Below are 15223 nucleotides of genomic sequence, written 5' to 3' on the forward strand. Positions count from 1 at the left end.
CCGGCAACGAGGACGTCATGAAGCTGCTGATCGTCGAGGACGACCATGACTATGCCGCCGCGCTGCGCGAGGATCTCGCTGCGCTGGACCATCAGGTGACCGTCGCCGACAACGGCCGCGACGCTTTGCTCGCGCTCGAACGCGACCGCTATGACGCGGTGATCCTCGACCGCATGCTGCCGCAGATGGACGGCGCCGCAGTGGTGCGCCACGCGCGCGAGCGCGGACAGACGCTGCCCGTCCTGATGCTCTCCGCGCTCGGCCGATCGGATGAGAAAGTCGACGGGCTGGAGGCCGGCGCGGACGACTACGTCGTCAAGCCCACGCCCGCCAGCGAGATCGAGGCGCGGCTGCGCGCGCTGCTGCGCGCGCGCGGCTGGCAGCGGGAGGGCCGCGAGGGCGACACGCTGCGCGCGGGTGACATCGTCGTCAGCCCCGGCCAGCACCGCGCCTGGCGCGACGGCCGCCCGCTCGATCTCGCCAAGCTCGAGTTCGGCCTGCTCACCGAGCTAGCGCGCCATGCCGGCAGCTATCTCACGCGCGCGATGCTCATCGAGCGCGTCTGGGGGTATGATTTCGAACCCAGCACCAACATCGTCGACGTCCAGGTGCGCTCGCTGCGGCGCAAATTGTGCGCGCCCGGGGAGGCCGACCCGATCGTCACCAAACGCAGCGTCGGCTATATGCTGCGCGCCTGAGCATGTCGTCGCTGCGCGCGCTGACCCTGTTCTTCCTCGCTGCCTTCGCCGCGGCGGCGGTGCTCGCCGGTTACCTCACCTACGCCGCGTCGCGCGCCGCGGTGGTGAGCGCGGTCGACCGCCGCATCGGCGAGGTCGGCGACGCGATGCTGAGCGCGGTGGCACCGGGCGATTCGCGCGCGATCCTGCGCCGGGTCGACGCTTTCTCGCGCCGCCGCGACACCGGCGACATCGGCTTTGAACTGGAGGACTCGCGCGGGCGCCGGATCGGCGGCAACGTCGTGCTGGAGCGCGCGGTACCGCTCGGCTTCACTACGCTGAAGCGGCGCGACGGCATCGTCGGGCTGAGCGCCGGCCGCGCCCAGGCACGCGACGCGGGCGGCGGGCTGCGGCTGATCACGATTGCGGAGACCGAGCCGATCGACGGCTATGGCGCCACGCGCGTGCGGCTCTATCTGATCGGCTTCGGCACGCTGCTCACGGTCGTGCTCACGGGCACCGCCAGCTTCGGCTGGATCGTCCGTCGCCGCATCGGTGAGGTGCGCGCCACCGCCGCGGCGATCATCGACGGCGACCTCAGTCGGCGCGTCCCCGTGCCGCCGCGCGGCGGCGCCTTCGCCGACCAGGCCGAGGCGTTCAACCGCGCACTCGACCGCATCGCCGCGCTGGTCGAGCAATTGCGCGGGGTCAGCAACGACGTGGCGCACGATCTGCGCACGCCGTTGGCACGATTGCGCGCGCGACTGGCGCAGCTGGCGGAGCGGCCGAGCGTGTCCGGCGAGGAGCTGGAGGCGGTGCTTGCGGCGTGCGACGATCTGCTCGCGCTGTTCGCCGCGATCCTGCGCATCGCCGAGGTGACAGCGGGCGAGCGGCGCGCCGGCTTTCGCCCGGTCGACGTCGCCGCGCTGGCCGAGCAGGCGTGCGAGACGCTGGTCGAGATCGCGGCGGAGCGCGGCCGGCGGCTGAGCGGTGGCCCGTTCGCGCCGCTGACGGTGCGCGGTGACCCGCAGTTGCTCAGCCAGGCGATGCTCAACCTGATCGAGAACGCGCTTCACCACACGCCGGCGGGGACGAGCGTGACGGTGACGCTGGCGCGCGAAGGCGATGCGGCGACGCTGCGCGTGCGCGACGACGGACCGGGCATCCCGCCCGCGGCGCGCGCGCTGGCGCTGCGCCGGTTCGGCCGGCTCGAGGCGAGCCGCCACCGGCCGGGCCATGGGCTCGGGCTGCCGCTGGTCGACGCGGTGGCGCGACTCCACGGCGGCACGCTGACGCTCGCCGACGCCGCGCCGGGATTGGAGGCGGTGATGACGCTGCGGGTCGAGGCGACGTAGCGCACAGGGGACGGCTTCCCGCGAGGCTCAGGTGGACCGGCGGCACGCTAACGCCCGGATCCCAGGGTCTGCCGCTTCGACGGCAGTGAGTGGGGGCATGACGGCAGCGAGGGGACGGGCTGGCGCGCGGCCGTCACCGAGCCGCCTGCCCCCGCCCCCGCCCCGCTTCAGAAGTTCAGCAGCGCCTCCAGCCCGAAGGTCCGCGGCGCGTTGAAGTTGCCGTAGTCGCCCAGCACGTTGTTGATGTTCCCCGCGCTCACGCTGCTGGTCGGGGCGGCGGGCAGGCTGTTCGACGGGTCGCGACGATAGACGTACTGCTCGTTGAACAAGTTGCGGCCCCAAAGCGCGACCTCGAGCTTCTGCTTGCCCTCGCCCAGCGTGATGTCGGCCAGCGCGATCCGCCCATTGAAGATCAACGAGGCATCGGCGCGTGTGGCGAACTGGTCGAAGGCCTGGGTCGATTGCGCGTAATTGCCGTCGAAGTGGACGCGGAACGTGGTGCTGCCCTCACCGACCGGCACGCGATAGTCGATCGAACCGCTGGCGGCGTTGCGCGGCGTGAAGACGATGTAGAAGTTCTGCTCGACGCTGCTCGTCGCCCCGCCCGCGGTATAATTGATCAGCACCGGCGGGATCTTGGTATAAGTGTAAGCGTACGATCCGTTGAGCGTCAGTCCATCGAGGGGGTTGAGCGTCACATCCGCCTCGATGCCCCTGATCTTGGTATTACCCGGTGCGTTGATCGTCACCAGATTGTTGAAATTGCTGCCGTTGAACGGCTGGATCGAGCTGATGTCGACCTGGCTGTTCTTGCGATCCATGATGTAGCCGGCGAGGTTCAACCGCGCGCGGTGATCCCAGAAATCCGACTTGAGCCCGATCTCATAGGACTTGATGTCCTCCGGCCCGAACGACTGGTAATTGGCCGTGCGCGAGCTGGCGCCGCCGGCGCGATAGCCGGTGGCATATTTGGCGTAGGCGTGGACGTCCTGGGTGACGTCGAACGCGACGGTGAGCGCCGGGTTGAAGCGGTTCCACGTGCGGTCGAGCGGCTGATAGCCCGCCGCGGTCGCCGCCGCGGTGTTCACGTCATAGTTCACATTGCGCGACGTGTGCAGCACGCCGCGCTTGGTGTCGTGCGTGTAGCGGCCGCCCGCGGTGAGGTGGAGCACGTCGAGCGGGTTCCAGGTGATCTGGCCATAGCCGGCGTAGCTCTTCGACCACACTTCCGAGGCGCGGTCGATCGAGCGGCAGCCCGGCTGCGAGCCGAAGCCGCTCGAGCCGCGGCAGGGATCGAGGATGACGTAATTGGCGCCGGTCACCTGGCCGGCGGCGTTGAGCACCGCGACCGCACCGTTCGAGTTGGGCGTCGCGGCATCATCGGTGACGTGCTCGTTGAAATAATAGAGCCCCGCGACATAGTCGAACCGGTCGATCGTGCCGACCGCCTGGAACTCCTGGCTGAACTGGTTCTGGTGCAGGTCGGCGAGGCTGTAGCGGCTGAACCCGCACGGCGCCGCTGCGGTGCAGGCGGCGGTGAGGTTGGCGATCGGGGTGCGGTGCGCGCCGCCCGAATTGTCCCACTGCGTCGCGTTGACACCGCGCCACGCCGTGATCGAGCGCAGCTCCACCTCGGGCGAGGCCTTGTACTTGAGCAGGTTGGTGAAGCCGTGCGTCTGGTCGACGCTGGGCTGCTGCGGCACGCCGATGTCGGCGACCTTCATCCGGCTGGTGCCGTTGACCACCACGCCCGGCAGCAGCGGCTTCACCGTGCCGGTGAGCGTGCTGTAGCTGGTGCCCGGCAGCACGCAATTGGGTGCGTTGGCAACCGGCCCGGCGGTGCAACCGCTCGGGTTGTAGTTGAGCAGCTGGCTGTAGAAGGGCGAGTTCTTGTCGAGTCCGTAATCGTAGGAGAAGTCGTTGGTCAGCCCCTCGAAGGGCTTCCAGCGCGCCGCGATGCGGCCGCCGCGACGGTCATAATAGTTGAAGCCGGTCTGGCCGGCCAGCGGGTTCTTGGTGGTCGGGCCCTGGTATTGGACGACGCCGTCCACCTTGACGCTGACATTGTGATATTCGGGCAGGTCGAGGTGCAGCTCACCGTTATACGCGCCGTAATTGCCGATGCCCGCGCGCATGCGGCCCTCGAACTCGCCCGACGGTGCGCGCGTGACGATGTTGAGCGCACCGCCCTCGGTGTTGCGGCCGAACAACGTGCCCTGCGGGCCCTTGAGCACCTCGACCCGCTCGACGTCGAACAATGCGGCGTTGAGGCCGTGCTGGCGGCCGAGATAGACGCCGTCGATATAGATGCCGACGCCCTGCTCGCGCGCGGGCTGGTTGGCGTCGAGCGGGACGATGCCGCGAATACCCACGGTCAGCGCCGACTGACGCGCCTCGAAGGTGGCGACTCGCAGCGAGGGCACTGCGCCGTCGGCGAGGTCGTACAGGCTCTGGACGTGGCGGTCCTGCAGCGCCTGCGTGCTCAGCACGTTGATCGCGACCGGGGTCGACTGCAGGTTGGTCTCGCGCCGCGTCGCGGTGACCACCACCTCGTCGAGCCCGCCGGGCTGCGCCGCATCGGGCGCGGCAGCGTCGGGCGCGGCGGTCGGGTCGGCCGCGGCGGCGGCGGCGGGAGCGGCACCGGCGGGCGCGGCGAGCGCGTGACCCGGAACGGCGAGCGCGGCGATGCCGGCGAGCAAGTGCAGGCGGCGACGCGTGATAAACGACATGAACTCAACCCCTCTATGGCCCTTGGCCTTGCGAGGGGCGGATAGGAAGATTGCGCTGCGCTATCGTGACAAAGCCATGACAGGAGGCGACTTCTTCATCTCATCCTATTTTCATCTTTCTCTATTTAGCACGGAGAAGACATCAACTTGGCGGCGATCCGCTATACTAGCGCCACGAACCTTCGCGCCGCCGGCTGGCCGACAGCGCCGCTCCGGCCGGTAGCGGCCGGTCGCGCAGCCCTTGTCCCGGCCGCTCGACCGCGGCGGTGGACTCCACCGCCGCGTCGTTCGCCGCCGCCAGCGCGCGAGAAGCCGCGAGCACCTCCGGCCCCGCGTCGGTCCGTCGCGCGCCCCCCCGCCGCCGCGTCGTGTCGCGACGAGCCGGCGGTGCCGCGCGGGCTAGAAGGAGCGCCGGCGGCTCAGATCGCCGCCAGCGCCTGCTCCATGTCGGCGATCAGATCGTCGGCATCCTCCACGCCGATCGAGATGCGCACCAGATTGTCGGTGATCCCCAGCGCCTGCTTGCGCGCGTCGGGCACCGAGAGGTGAGTCATCGCCGCCGGATGGCTCGCCAGCGTCTCGGTGCCGCCAAGGCTGACCGCGAGCTTGGCGATCTTGAGCGAGTCCAGGAAGCGGAACGCCTCGGCTTCGCCGCCCTTGAGATACAGCGAGAAGGTCGAGCCGCCGCCGGTGCAGTGACGCCGGTAGATGTCCGCCTGTCGCCCCTCCGCCTCGGCGAGAAAGCCGAGATAGCCGACATGCTCCACCTTGGGATGGTCGCGCAGGAAGGCGCACACCTTGGCGGCATTCTCGCCGGCGCGGCTCATCCGCAGCTCGAGCGTCTCGAGGCTGCGCAGCAGCATCCAGGCGGTGTTGGGGTCGCAGATCGTGCCGATCGTGTTGCGCATCGCGCGAATCGTGTCGATCACCGCCTTGGAGCCGAGCACGCCGCCTGCGACGAGGTCGGAGTGGCCACCGGCATATTTGGTGAGGCTGTACACCACCACGTCGGCGCCGTGCTGGAGCGGCTGCGACCACAGCGGGCCGAGGAAGGTGTTGTCGATCGCGATCGGCGGCTTCTCCGCGGCACTGCCCCAGATCGCGTCGCGGCTGGCGGCGACCGCCTCGACGTCGACCAAGGCGTTGGTCGGATTGGCCGGGCTCTCCAGATAGATCAGCGCGACACGGCCGGTCGCCGCCTTGCCCAGCACGGCGTCGATCTCCTCGCGCGTCGCGCCCGCGGGAAAATCGAGCCAGTGGACGCCGAAGCGGCCGAGCACGCGCGCGATCAGCGTCTCGGTCGCGGCATAGAGCGGGCCCGAGTGGACGATCGTGTCACCCGGCCGCACCAGCGACAGGAACAGCGTGGCGATCGCTGCCATGCCGCTGGAGAAGGTCAGCGCGTCCTCCGCGCCCTCCCAGATGCCGAGCCGATCCTCGAGGATCTCCTGGTTGGGCCCGTTGAAGCGCGAGTAGACCAGCCCCGCGGCGCCGCCCGGTCGCTTGCCCGTGACGCCCTCGAAGTGGCGCTTGCCCGCCGCCGCATTGGGGAAGACGAAGGTGGAGGTGAGGAACACCGGCGGCTTGAGTGCGCCTTCCGAGAGCGTCGGATCATAGCCATGCCCCATCATCAGCGTCGCGGGCTTGAGCGTGCGACCGCCGATCGCGTCGATCTCGGGCTTGCGCGAGACGCGGGTCTCGACCCCGGTCAGCTCCTGCTCAGTGGGTTCGTCGGCCATGGCGATCGTTTCTCCTGATACTTACGGCGCCCGGTAGGGCACGAAAGCGCCGAGTGCGCAACTACCGGTGGGAATGCGCGCGGGCAGATCAACGGTCTGCGCGATGTCGCCGTGGCACAGCCGCGTCTGGAACTGACGCGTCACCAACGCGTCGCCGCGGCGCACCCGTTCGCACCCGCCGCCGGTCTCGCTGACATAGACCAGCTTGTTGCTGACCCGGTAGACCAGCTTGGTGCCGTAGGCGGAGAGGTCGGGTCGGGTGAAGCGCGTGTCGATACACTCCTGCGGCTTGCCCGCGGTCTTCCCCGCGATCAGCTTCTGATAATCGGCGTCGGGCGCGCGGTCGCGCGGGACAGCGGCGATCGCGCCCGCGCTCAGCAGCGCCGCCGCGGCGAAGGTGGAGAGGAAACGCATGACCTTACCTCGTTCGTCTCAGAAGCCCCCGCTGGCAGTCTAACGCACGAGGCAACGAGTCGGGAACAGCCCCGGCATGGCGCCAGTCGATCGCGTCGCGCCGCTTCCTTGACGGATCACCACCGCGCCGAACCGTGCTCCTGCGCACGCCGGACCCATGGGCAGAGGGGAGGATGCTCGTTGTCCTGGGTGCAGACGTGCGCAGGAGCCGGTGCGTTCGCCGAGAAATAGACCGCAACATTTCACGATCTCGACACAATCGCGTCCTAGCGCGTGCCCCGCGGGGGGAGCCGCATGGATCGAGGGGCCGCCAGGGGGTCTCGTGCGACGGTGAACCGGTGTGCTGACAGCATCGCAGGGTCGCCCCATGCCTCTTGCCGCGAACAGACAAGAGGACATCATGCGCTCACCCAAGTCGATCCTGCTCGCCACCGCCGCCACCGGCCTCATCGCGCTGGCGCAGCCCGCGCTGGCGCAGAACGTGCCGGCCGCGACCGACACCACCGCAGCCGGCTCGACCGATGCGGACGACGGGCTGGGCGAGGTGGTCGTCACCGCCGAGCGCCGCAGCGAGAACATCCAGCGCGTGCCCGTCTCTGTCGCGGTGGTCGACGGCGACGCGCTGCGCACCTTCCAGGCCGGCGGCGAGGACGCGCTGGCGCTCGCCGGTCGCGTCCCCGGCCTCTATGCCGAGACGACCACCGGCCGCATCTTCCCGCGCTTCTACATCCGCGGGCTGGGCAACATCGACTTCTACCTCGGCGCGTCGCAGCCGGTGTCGATCATCCAGGACGACATCGTGCTCGAGCATGTCGTGCTCAAGTCGAACCCGGTCTATGACGTCGCCAACGTCGAGGTGCTGCGCGGTCCGCAGGGATCGCTGTTCGGACGCAACACCACCGCGGGCATCATCAAGTTCGACACGATCCGCCCGGGGCAGAGCTGGAACAGCCGCTTCAACGCCTCCTACGGCAGCTACAACACCGTCACCTTCGACGGCGGCGTCGGCGGCCCGATCGTGCGGGACAAGATCGCGATCCGCCTCTCCGGCCTGTACCAGCACCGCGACAATTGGGTCGACAACACGTTCTCGGGAACCGGCGCGGACGGCACGCGCGGCGGGCGCGACCAGCTCGGCGGCTTCGACGAGCGTGACGCGCGGCTCCAGCTGCTGTTCACCCCGACCGAGGACCTGTCGGTCAACGTCTCGGGCCATGTCCGCTCCTACGAGGGCACGTCGACGATCTTCCACCGCGGCGCGCTGCGGCGTGGGCAGAACAACATCAACCGCGAGCCGCGCGACCAGGTCGCGCTGGACGAGGCGGACGGCAATCCGCAGGCGTACAAGACCTATGGCGGCTCGGTGAACGCCGCCTGGGACTTCGGCGCGGCGACGCTGACGTCGATCACCGGCTATGAGACGACCTCGGGCTACAGCCGCGGCGACACCGACGGCGGCGCCGCGGTCAACTTCCGCGGCACCGGCTTCGGCCAGAGCGAAGGCCGCGTCCGCGACCTCGACCAATGGACCCAGGAGCTGCGCCTCGCCAGCAACGGCGACGGCGCGTTCAAGTGGCAGTTCGGCGGCTTCTATTTCGACAGCCGCGACGTCACCGACTTCTACCAGCGCGGCTTCTTCCTGCGCCCGGGCACGACCGGCTACAATCCCAACAACTGGGTGCGGCTGCACAACGTCAACACCAGCTGGGCAGTGTTCGGCCAGGCGAGCTACCGCCTCGCCGACCGGCTGACGCTGACCGCGGGTGCGCGCTACACCGAGGACGACAAGCGCACCGAGCTGGTCCGCTCGGGCCGCAACGCCGCGGGCACCGCCGAGACCTTCCCGGCGAGCGCGCCGCGCAGCGTGAAGCTTTCCGGCAAGGAGCCGAGCTGGGACGTGTCGGCGCTGTACGAGCTGGACGATGCCACCAGCGTCTACGCCCGAGTCGCGCGCGGCTTCCGCGGCCCGACGATCCAGGGGCGCTCGGCGGTGTTCAACACGCCCTTCACCACCGCCGACTCCGAGACGATCATGTCCTACGAGGCGGGCGTGAAGTCGCGGCCGACCGGCAACCTGCGCCTCAACGCGACGGCCTTCACCTATCGCGTCAAGGACATCCAGCTCAACGGCAACGACGCCGACGGCAACGGCGTGCTGTTCAACGCCGATCATGCCGATGCATACGGCGTCGAGGCCGAGCTGGAGTGGCGGCCGATCCGCAACATCACCTTCTCGCTGGGCGGCAGCGCGATCCATACCGAGATCAAGGACAAGCAGGTCTATGCCCAGGTCTGTGCCTTCGGCGGCGTGGTGACCTGCACGGTGCAGGACCCGACGATCACGCGCACGATCTTCGGCCAGCCCGCGGTGCTGGCGCAGATCGACGGCAACCCGCTGCCCAACGCGCCGCGCTGGCAGCTCGACGCCGCGGTCCGCTACGACATCCCGCTGACGAACCAGGGCAATCTGTTCGTCTCGAGCGATCTCAACGTGCAGGGTTACACCAACCTGGTGCTGTACAAGACGCGCGAGTTCTACGCCGACGGCAACCTCGAGCTGGGTCTCAAGGTCGGCTACACCACCGCGGACGGCAAGTATGAGATCGCCGCCTTCGCGCGCAACATCACCGACGAGAAGAACCTCAAGGGCGTGATCGAGAACTACAACGCCGCGGTGTTCAACGAGCCGCGCGTGGTCGGCGTGTCGCTCGCCGGCCGCTTCAACTGAGGGGCGCGGGAGGGGAGGCGATGATCCCGCCTCCTCTTCCGCATCGGTTCCCCGGCGAAGGCCGGGGCCCAGCCGGGGAGGCCGTCGTGGCCGACCCGCTACGTCCCCCAACTGGGCCCCGGCCTGCGCCGGGGAACAGCGACACTAGGGAAGCGGGCCTTCGCCCTCCTCACATTGTCGCGATCCAGTCGGGCAGCTCGCCCAGCCGCGCCAGCTGGCGGAAGCGCGGGTGCGCCGCCGGCGCCGCGGCGGCCTCGTGGCTCCACGCCAGCGGCTGCGGGATGTAGGCGCCCCACGCCCCCGCCTCGAGCGCGGGCAGCACGTCGGAGCGCATCGAGTCGCCTGCCATCACCGCGCGCTCGGGCGCGCAGCCGTAGCGGTGGAACACCCGGGCGAACGTGTCGGCGCGCTTGTCGCTGACGATCTCCACGCCGGTAAACAATTGCCCCAGCCCCGAAGCGGCCAGCTTGACCTCCTGGTGGAGCAGGTCGCCCTTGGTCACCAGCACCAGTCGCGCGCGCGCGGCGAGCCGCTCCAGCGTGGCGGCGACGTCGTCGAGCAGTTCCACCGGATGGTCGAGCAGGGTCCGCCCGATCTCGAGCAGCCGCCGCACGCTCGCCGCGGGCAGGTCGTCGCCGGCGAGTTCCAGCGCGGTCTCGATCATCGAGAGCGTGAAGCTTTTCGCGCCGTAGCCGTAGCGCTTGAGGTTGCGCACCTCGATCGCCTCCATCCGCGCGCGCGCAGCTGACGCCACGGCGAAGGGGGCGACCAGCTCGGCGAAGGCCTGCTCGGCGGCGTCGAAGAAGCGCATGTTGTGCCACAAGGTGTCGTCCGCATCGAGGCACACGAGGTCGATGGTCATGGCAGGCGGATCATGGCAGCAGGTCTCCGCCGTCGCGCTTAGGCGAGCGCGCGGCGCGTGTCAGCCGGGCGCGGCGAGCCAGTCACGCGCCAGCCGCTCGGCCGTTCCCCAGTCCGCCGCCGCCGCCGCGGTGCGATAGGGCCAGGGGCTGCGCTCGCCCGCGGCGTCGAGCCGCGCCGGCCGGGCCGCGCACTCGGTCGCGTCGGGTACCACGAAGACCGCGCCGCGGATCAGCGTCGCCAGCCACTCGCGCGGCGCCTCGAGCCACAAGGCGAGCGGCCGCCCCGCCTCGGCCAGGGCCGCTGCGCGCCGTCGAGCAGCAGCGCGATAACCGCGCCCGCCGCGAGCAGCCGGTCATCGTCGCGCACCCATTGCTCGCCGAGGGCGGCGCTCGCCAGCATGCGATCGGTTAAGCCTTAGAGTCTGGGCGCCACATGGGCGAAGAACGCGCCGCTCATGCCAGCGCCGCCATCACTCGCGCCGAGCTCAACGCGCCCGCGAACAGCTCGCGCCGCTCGCGCGAGCGCCGGTCGGGACAGGCGCGACACTGCGGCAGTCGATCGAGCCGCGCCGGGTCGGCGAATAGGGCGCACAGCAGCGCCTCGTCGCGCTCTGAACCGAACGGGCAACCGCGACACAGCGGGCGCCCGAGGCAGGCCTCGCCGAGCGTCATCATGCTGTCGATCACCGGCGCCATCATCTCATAGCCGAGCGGGGCGAGCAGCGCGTAGAGCCGCTGCTGCACCGGCGCGCGCTGATCGCGGGCGCGACGCCAACAAAGCGCCGCGCGCGCGAGCAGCGCGGCGGGGAGCGGCGTCGCGACGTTCATGACCGCGGCCCCCGCCGCCCGACCGTTGCGCCATAGGCGTCATAGTCGGCGCCGAAGCGCTGTCGCATCATCGCCTCCTCCTGCGGCATGCGAAGCGAAGCGCACGAACGCGACATCGTCGCCGCATATCGGTCCAACACCTTACCTCCGTGATGCTATTGCGACGCCCTAGCATAATAAAAAACCGTCCGCCACATCGAGCATGCTCCGACCGTTTGCTGCGATGACAGGATAGAAGACGGATCGCCCGGCGTGGCCCACGCGTTGTGCACCCATGACCGACGATCGCCATCCCACCGCCGATCCCGAGCGCCGCCGCCAGCCAGCGTTCGACAAGGACGAAGGCACGTTCGGCCAAGGTTATACGCGCGAGGATGAGCGCAGGCTTGGCGAGCAGATGCCGGCCGGCTCGGTCGCGCCGGCCGGGTCGGGCGTCGCGACCTCCGACCCGGCGCTGCCACCCGAGAACGGTCGCCGCGCGTCCTTCGACCCGGCGACCGGCGAGGTCCATGGCAGTGGGTCGGGCGCGGGCGGCGGCAACCCCGGCGAGGACTTCGAGGACGACCGCAGCGGTGGGGACGGGCTTCCGCTTACTGGCAAGGCTGACGGCGAGCGCTAGCTTTGGTTATTGAGCGGGAAGACCGATCCCGTTGCTACGCCACCGCGCCGAGCGCTGCCGCGCGTAGCTCGCTCACCGCTGCCCGCAGCTCATCACCCCCGAGCGTCGTGCGCGAGAGGCGCTCTTCGAGCAGAGCGGCGAGCTCGCCGAGTCGCTCGTGACCGAACAAGCGCGCGGTGCCGGCCAGTTTGTGTAGGCCGTCAAGCGCCTCGTCCGGCTGTTCGCCCCCGCCCGCCAACGACTCGAGCGCTTTGAAGGTCGCTTCGGTTCTCGTTGCAAAGCGCGCTCGAAGCGCCGGGCTGATCGTCGGCGATGACGACGCGGGCGCCGGCCGCACTGCGACGAAGCGTGCGACCGTCTCGGCCAGCTCTTTCGCGCGCAGCGGCTTGGCGACATGCGCCTGCATCCCCGCGGCGCGACAGGCCGCGACGTCGTCGACGAAGGCGTTGGCGGTCAGCGCCACGACAGGCAGCGTCGCGGCGTCATGCCCGGCGGCGCGCAGCAGCCGCGTCGCCTCGAGGCCGTCCATCCGCGGCATCTGCATGTCCATCAGCACCAGCGCATAAGGTTGCCCGGCCGCGATCCCCGCGGCGATCGCGGGCAGTACCTCGTCGCCGTCGCTCACCAGCGTGGCGTCGAGGCCGATCTGGCGCACCACCGCGAGCACCAATTCCTGGTTGACGTCGTGATCCTCCGCGATCAGCACGCGCACGCCCCCGATCGCTCCCGCCGGGGTCGGGGTTGGGTCGGGAAGCGCAGCATCTTCGGCGGACGCAACGGCACGCAGCGGCACGTCGAGCGTGAAGGTCGCGCCCTGGCCCGGCGCACTCGCGACGCTGAGCGCGCCGCGCATCAGCGCCGCCATCTTCGCGCTCACCGCCAGTCCCAGGCCGGTCCCGCCATAATGCCGCTCGGTCGTGCGGTCCGCCTGCGCGAACTCCTCGAAGATCGCGCCGAGCCTCTCGGGCGCGATCCCGATCCCACTGTCGGCCACGCTGACGCGCAGGCGCCCGTCGCCCACGTCGGCGCGCACCACCACCTCGCCCGCGGCGGTGAACTTGATCGCGTTGCCGAGCAGGTTGAGCACGATCTGGCGGTAACGCAGCGGATCGCCGAGCAGACGCGGCGGCAGTGCGGGCGCGAGCTCGAGCCGCAGCGTCAATCCCTTCTGCTCGGCCACCGCGGTCATCAGCCCGACACAGCGCCGCAGCACGTGGCGCAGGTCGAGCGGCTCTTCGTTCAGCCGCATCTCGCCCGCCTCGACCTTGGCGAGATCGAGAATGTCGTTGAGCAGCCGCATCATGGCGTGGCCCGAATCGGCCATCAGCTCGAGCCAACGCCGCTGCTGCTCGGTCGGGGCGGCGGCGAGCAGCAGGTCGGTGAAGCCGAGCACGCCGTTCATCGGCGTGCGGATCTCGTGGCTCATGTTGGCGAGGAAACTCGACTTGGCCTGGGTCGCCACCTCGGCGCTGGCGCGCGCCGCCTCCAGCGCCAGCTCGAGCCGTTTGCGTACTGTAATGTCGCGCACCGCCGCGATCACGCCGCGCGGCGGCCGACCCGGCGCATCGACGATCGCGCGCACGCTCGCCTCCAGCCAGCGCGGCGTCTCCTCGCCTTCGCCCCCGTCGTCGACCGCGCGCGGTGCCTGCCGGCAGGTCACCACGTCGCGCAGCGCCTCGCCCGCGATCAGCCGAGCGAAGCTGGCGGACACCGCGCCGCGGTCATCGCGGTGAATGAACTGGTGAAGCGGCTCGCCGATCAGCGCCGCGGGCGCGACGCCGAACGTCTCCTGCGCCGACGGCGAAGCGTAGAGGCACAGGCCGTCGCGCCCAAGCCGGATCACCGCGTCCGTGGCGTTGTCGGCGAGGAGCGCCAGCTCAGCCTCGGCACGCTCGCGCAGCCGCATGTCGTGCTCGAGCCGCGCGTGCGTGCGCTCCAGGTTGGCGAACTGGCGACGTCGCTCGCGCAGCACGAAGGCGGCGAGCGTGAGCAGCAGCGTGGCGCTGGCGAGGCCGGTCGCGATCCCGAGCCGCTCCAGCCGTGCGGTGCGTGCCTTGCGCGTCGTGAGCAGGCGCTGCTCGGCGTCGCGCACACGGGCCAGCGCCGCGACCACGATCGCGGTCTCGCGCTTGCCGGTCGCCGAGCCGGTGAGCGCGGTGGCGGCGGCGGTGCGGCCCTGGTCGCGCCAGCGCGCCGCCAGCGCCATCTCGTCGAAGCGACCGTTCAGTCGACCGCGCAGCGCCGCGACATTGGCGCGCTGCGCTGGATTGTCCGCCACCATCCGCTCGAGCCGCGCCAATGCCGGCCGCGCGTGAGCGACCGATCGCACGTAGGTGGCGCGCTGCGCCTCGTCGCCGGTCATGACATAGCCGCGCCGGTTGATTTCGGCGCGCATCGCTTCGATCTGCACCGTGTCGAGCGCGGCCCCGACCTCAAACGTGTGCTGCACCCAGGCGAAGGCGGAGCGACTCTGCACCGCGAGCAGCGCGGCGCTGCACCCGCAGCTCAGCAGCAAAGTGAAGCCGGCGACGAGCGAGGGCCCGGAACCCATCAGCGAGGCGAGAACAGGCGAGCGGCGCATCGCCTTTCGGCTAACGGCCTATGGTTAACTTCCCGATAGCGACAGCGGAACGGCTTGTTCATGCCGGCCCGGTAAGAAGAAGACGCCTTTCACCGGCGAGTCACCATGCGTCTCTGGTCCAGCCTGCGTGCCCCTCCTCCGCCCTCCCGCACGATCGCGCGCATCTCGTCTGCCAACTGGGAGCGCCTCGCCGAGGAGCTCGACGAGATCGCCGCCGCGGCGGCCGGATTGATCGGCACGCCGGCCGCTCTCGTCACGATCGTCGACGAGCGGCTGTGGGTCGCCGGCCGCTTCAACTCGCGGCTGCACGGGCTCGAGCGCCACGAGTGCGTCTGCGCCCATGGCATGGCCGAGCCGGATCGCGTGCTATGCGTCCCCGACCTCCAGGCCGACGCGCGGTTCGCACACATGCCGATCGCGCAGGGCCCGGAGGTGGTGCGCTTCTATGTCGGCGCCGCGCTGGTCGACGCGACTGGTGCGGCGCTCGGCATGCTGTGCGCGGTGGACCAGCGTCCCCGCACCGCGCCGCCCGAGCCGCAATGCCGCGCGTTGCAGCGGCTCGCCCGTGGGGCCGCGATGCGGCTGGGGGCCTAGCGGCGCTTACGCGACTACGTCCGCTCTCAAGCGTCATCCTGAGCTTGTCTCAGGATCCACGGTGCCGCCCGATCAAATACCCGCGGCGCTCGCGGC

The 15223-nt window shown here is 70.2% G+C and carries 14 protein-coding genes; 5 read left to right on the forward strand and 9 right to left on the reverse strand.

All coding sequences use genetic code 11. From position 1 onward, the window contains the following. Both QBJ89_RS18380 and QBJ89_RS18385 read left to right on the forward strand, forming a co-directional pair. Window positions 1-698: response regulator transcription factor (locus QBJ89_RS18380; RefSeq protein WP_347342840.1), on the forward strand; the 698-nt coding region annotated here is incomplete at its 5' end. Between the two features lie 2 nt (window positions 699-700). Then, the gene (locus tag QBJ89_RS18385; RefSeq protein ID WP_277981922.1) at window positions 701-2032 is read left to right on the forward strand and encodes a HAMP domain-containing sensor histidine kinase; all 1332 of its coding nucleotides are present in this window, start codon (window positions 701-703) and stop codon (window positions 2030-2032) included. A gap of 167 nt (window positions 2033-2199) precedes the next feature. Here QBJ89_RS18385 and QBJ89_RS18390 read toward each other — a convergent pair whose 3' ends face one another. The 4 genes from QBJ89_RS18390 to QBJ89_RS18405 all read right to left on the reverse strand — a co-directional run bounded on the left by QBJ89_RS18390 (window position 2200) and on the right by QBJ89_RS18405 (window position 6914). Next, window positions 2200-4761, reverse strand: a complete 2562-nt coding sequence (locus tag QBJ89_RS18390; RefSeq protein ID WP_277981923.1) for a TonB-dependent receptor — start codon at window positions 4759-4761, stop codon at window positions 2200-2202. Between the two features lie 166 nt (window positions 4762-4927). Further along, window positions 4928-5083, reverse strand: coding sequence for a hypothetical protein (locus tag QBJ89_RS18395; protein ID WP_277981924.1), 156 nt, complete (start codon window positions 5081-5083; stop codon window positions 4928-4930). Window positions 5084-5180: 97 nt separating this feature from the next. Next, window positions 5181-6500 carry a cystathionine gamma-synthase family protein gene (locus tag QBJ89_RS18400; protein WP_277981925.1) on the reverse strand — a complete coding sequence of 440 codons (1320 nt, stop codon included), beginning with the start codon at window positions 6498-6500 and terminating at the stop codon, window positions 5181-5183. Window positions 6501-6521: 21 nt separating this feature from the next. Further along, window positions 6522-6914: a hypothetical protein gene (locus QBJ89_RS18405; RefSeq protein ID WP_277981926.1), complete on the reverse strand. Its 393-nt coding sequence runs from the start codon at window positions 6912-6914 to the stop codon at window positions 6522-6524. A 400-nt stretch (window positions 6915-7314) separates the two neighbouring features. Here QBJ89_RS18405 and QBJ89_RS18410 point away from each other — a divergent pair, with 400 nt between their 5' ends. Next, the gene (locus QBJ89_RS18410; protein WP_277981927.1) at window positions 7315-9642 is read left to right on the forward strand and encodes a TonB-dependent receptor; all 2328 of its coding nucleotides are present in this window, start codon (window positions 7315-7317) and stop codon (window positions 9640-9642) included. A 169-nt stretch (window positions 9643-9811) separates the two neighbouring features. Here the strand turns inward: QBJ89_RS18410 and QBJ89_RS18415 are convergent, their stop codons facing one another. The 4 genes from QBJ89_RS18415 to QBJ89_RS18430 all read right to left on the reverse strand — a co-directional run bounded on the left by QBJ89_RS18415 (window position 9812) and on the right by QBJ89_RS18430 (window position 11470). Continuing rightward, window positions 9812-10504: an HAD family hydrolase gene (locus QBJ89_RS18415; protein ID WP_277981928.1), complete on the reverse strand. Its 693-nt coding sequence runs from the start codon at window positions 10502-10504 to the stop codon at window positions 9812-9814. 60 nt (window positions 10505-10564) lie between these two features. Beyond that, window positions 10565-10774, reverse strand: coding sequence for a hypothetical protein (locus QBJ89_RS18420; RefSeq protein ID WP_277981929.1), 210 nt, complete (start codon window positions 10772-10774; stop codon window positions 10565-10567). 184 nt (window positions 10775-10958) lie between these two features. Further along, a complete protein-coding gene (locus tag QBJ89_RS18425; RefSeq protein WP_277981930.1) occupies window positions 10959-11333 on the reverse strand; it encodes a hypothetical protein in 375 nt (124 codons plus the stop codon). Then, on the reverse strand, window positions 11330-11470 hold the full coding sequence (locus QBJ89_RS18430; protein ID WP_277981931.1) for a hypothetical protein: 141 nt from the start codon (window positions 11468-11470) through the stop codon (window positions 11330-11332). The genes QBJ89_RS18425 and QBJ89_RS18430 overlap by 4 nt, the downstream gene beginning before the upstream one ends. A 137-nt stretch (window positions 11471-11607) precedes the next feature. On the opposite strand from QBJ89_RS18430, the gene QBJ89_RS18435 reads away from it, so the two are divergent. Beyond that, a complete protein-coding gene (locus QBJ89_RS18435; RefSeq protein WP_277981932.1) occupies window positions 11608-11952 on the forward strand; it encodes a hypothetical protein in 345 nt (114 codons plus the stop codon). A 34-nt stretch (window positions 11953-11986) separates the two neighbouring features. On the opposite strand, the gene QBJ89_RS18440 is transcribed toward QBJ89_RS18435, so the two are convergent. After that, entirely contained in the window at window positions 11987-14533 is a 2547-nt protein-coding gene (locus QBJ89_RS18440) for a hybrid sensor histidine kinase/response regulator (RefSeq protein WP_277981933.1), read from the reverse strand. A 105-nt stretch (window positions 14534-14638) separates the two neighbouring features. Between QBJ89_RS18440 and QBJ89_RS18445 the strand changes: the two genes are divergently transcribed. Next, window positions 14639-15127 (forward strand): GAF domain-containing protein, encoded by a 489-nt coding sequence (locus QBJ89_RS18445; protein WP_277981934.1) that lies wholly within the window; start codon window positions 14639-14641, stop codon window positions 15125-15127. The last annotated feature ends 96 nt before the right edge of the window (window positions 15128-15223 follow it).

Origin of the sequence: Sphingomonas phyllosphaerae, assembly GCF_029623345.1 — a bacterium.
GTDB lineage: Bacteria > Pseudomonadota > Alphaproteobacteria > Sphingomonadales > Sphingomonadaceae > Sphingomonas > Sphingomonas phyllosphaerae_C.

Bases quoted from the DNA above. Each gene is read 5' to 3' on its own strand.
- QBJ89_RS18385 (WP_277981922.1), top strand. From the start codon at position 701: ATGTCGTCGCTGCGCGCGCTGACCCTGTTCTTCCTCGCTGCCTTCGCC.
- QBJ89_RS18390 (WP_277981923.1), bottom strand. From the start codon at position 4,761: ATGTCGTTTATCACGCGTCGCCGCCTGCACTTGCTCGCCGGCATCGCC.
- QBJ89_RS18400 (WP_277981925.1), bottom strand. From the start codon at position 6,500: ATGGCCGACGAACCCACTGAGCAGGAGCTGACCGGGGTCGAGACCCGC.
- QBJ89_RS18405 (WP_277981926.1), bottom strand. From the start codon at position 6,914: ATGCGTTTCCTCTCCACCTTCGCCGCGGCGGCGCTGCTGAGCGCGGGC.
- QBJ89_RS18410 (WP_277981927.1), top strand. From the start codon at position 7,315: ATGCGCTCACCCAAGTCGATCCTGCTCGCCACCGCCGCCACCGGCCTC.
- QBJ89_RS18415 (WP_277981928.1), bottom strand. From the start codon at position 10,504: ATGACCATCGACCTCGTGTGCCTCGATGCGGACGACACCTTGTGGCAC.
- QBJ89_RS18425 (WP_277981930.1), bottom strand. From the start codon at position 11,333: ATGAACGTCGCGACGCCGCTCCCCGCCGCGCTGCTCGCGCGCGCGGCG.
- QBJ89_RS18435 (WP_277981932.1), top strand. From the start codon at position 11,608: ATGACCGACGATCGCCATCCCACCGCCGATCCCGAGCGCCGCCGCCAG.
- QBJ89_RS18440 (WP_277981933.1), bottom strand. From the start codon at position 14,533: ATGCGCCGCTCGCCTGTTCTCGCCTCGCTGATGGGTTCCGGGCCCTCG.
- QBJ89_RS18445 (WP_277981934.1), top strand. From the start codon at position 14,639: ATGCGTCTCTGGTCCAGCCTGCGTGCCCCTCCTCCGCCCTCCCGCACG.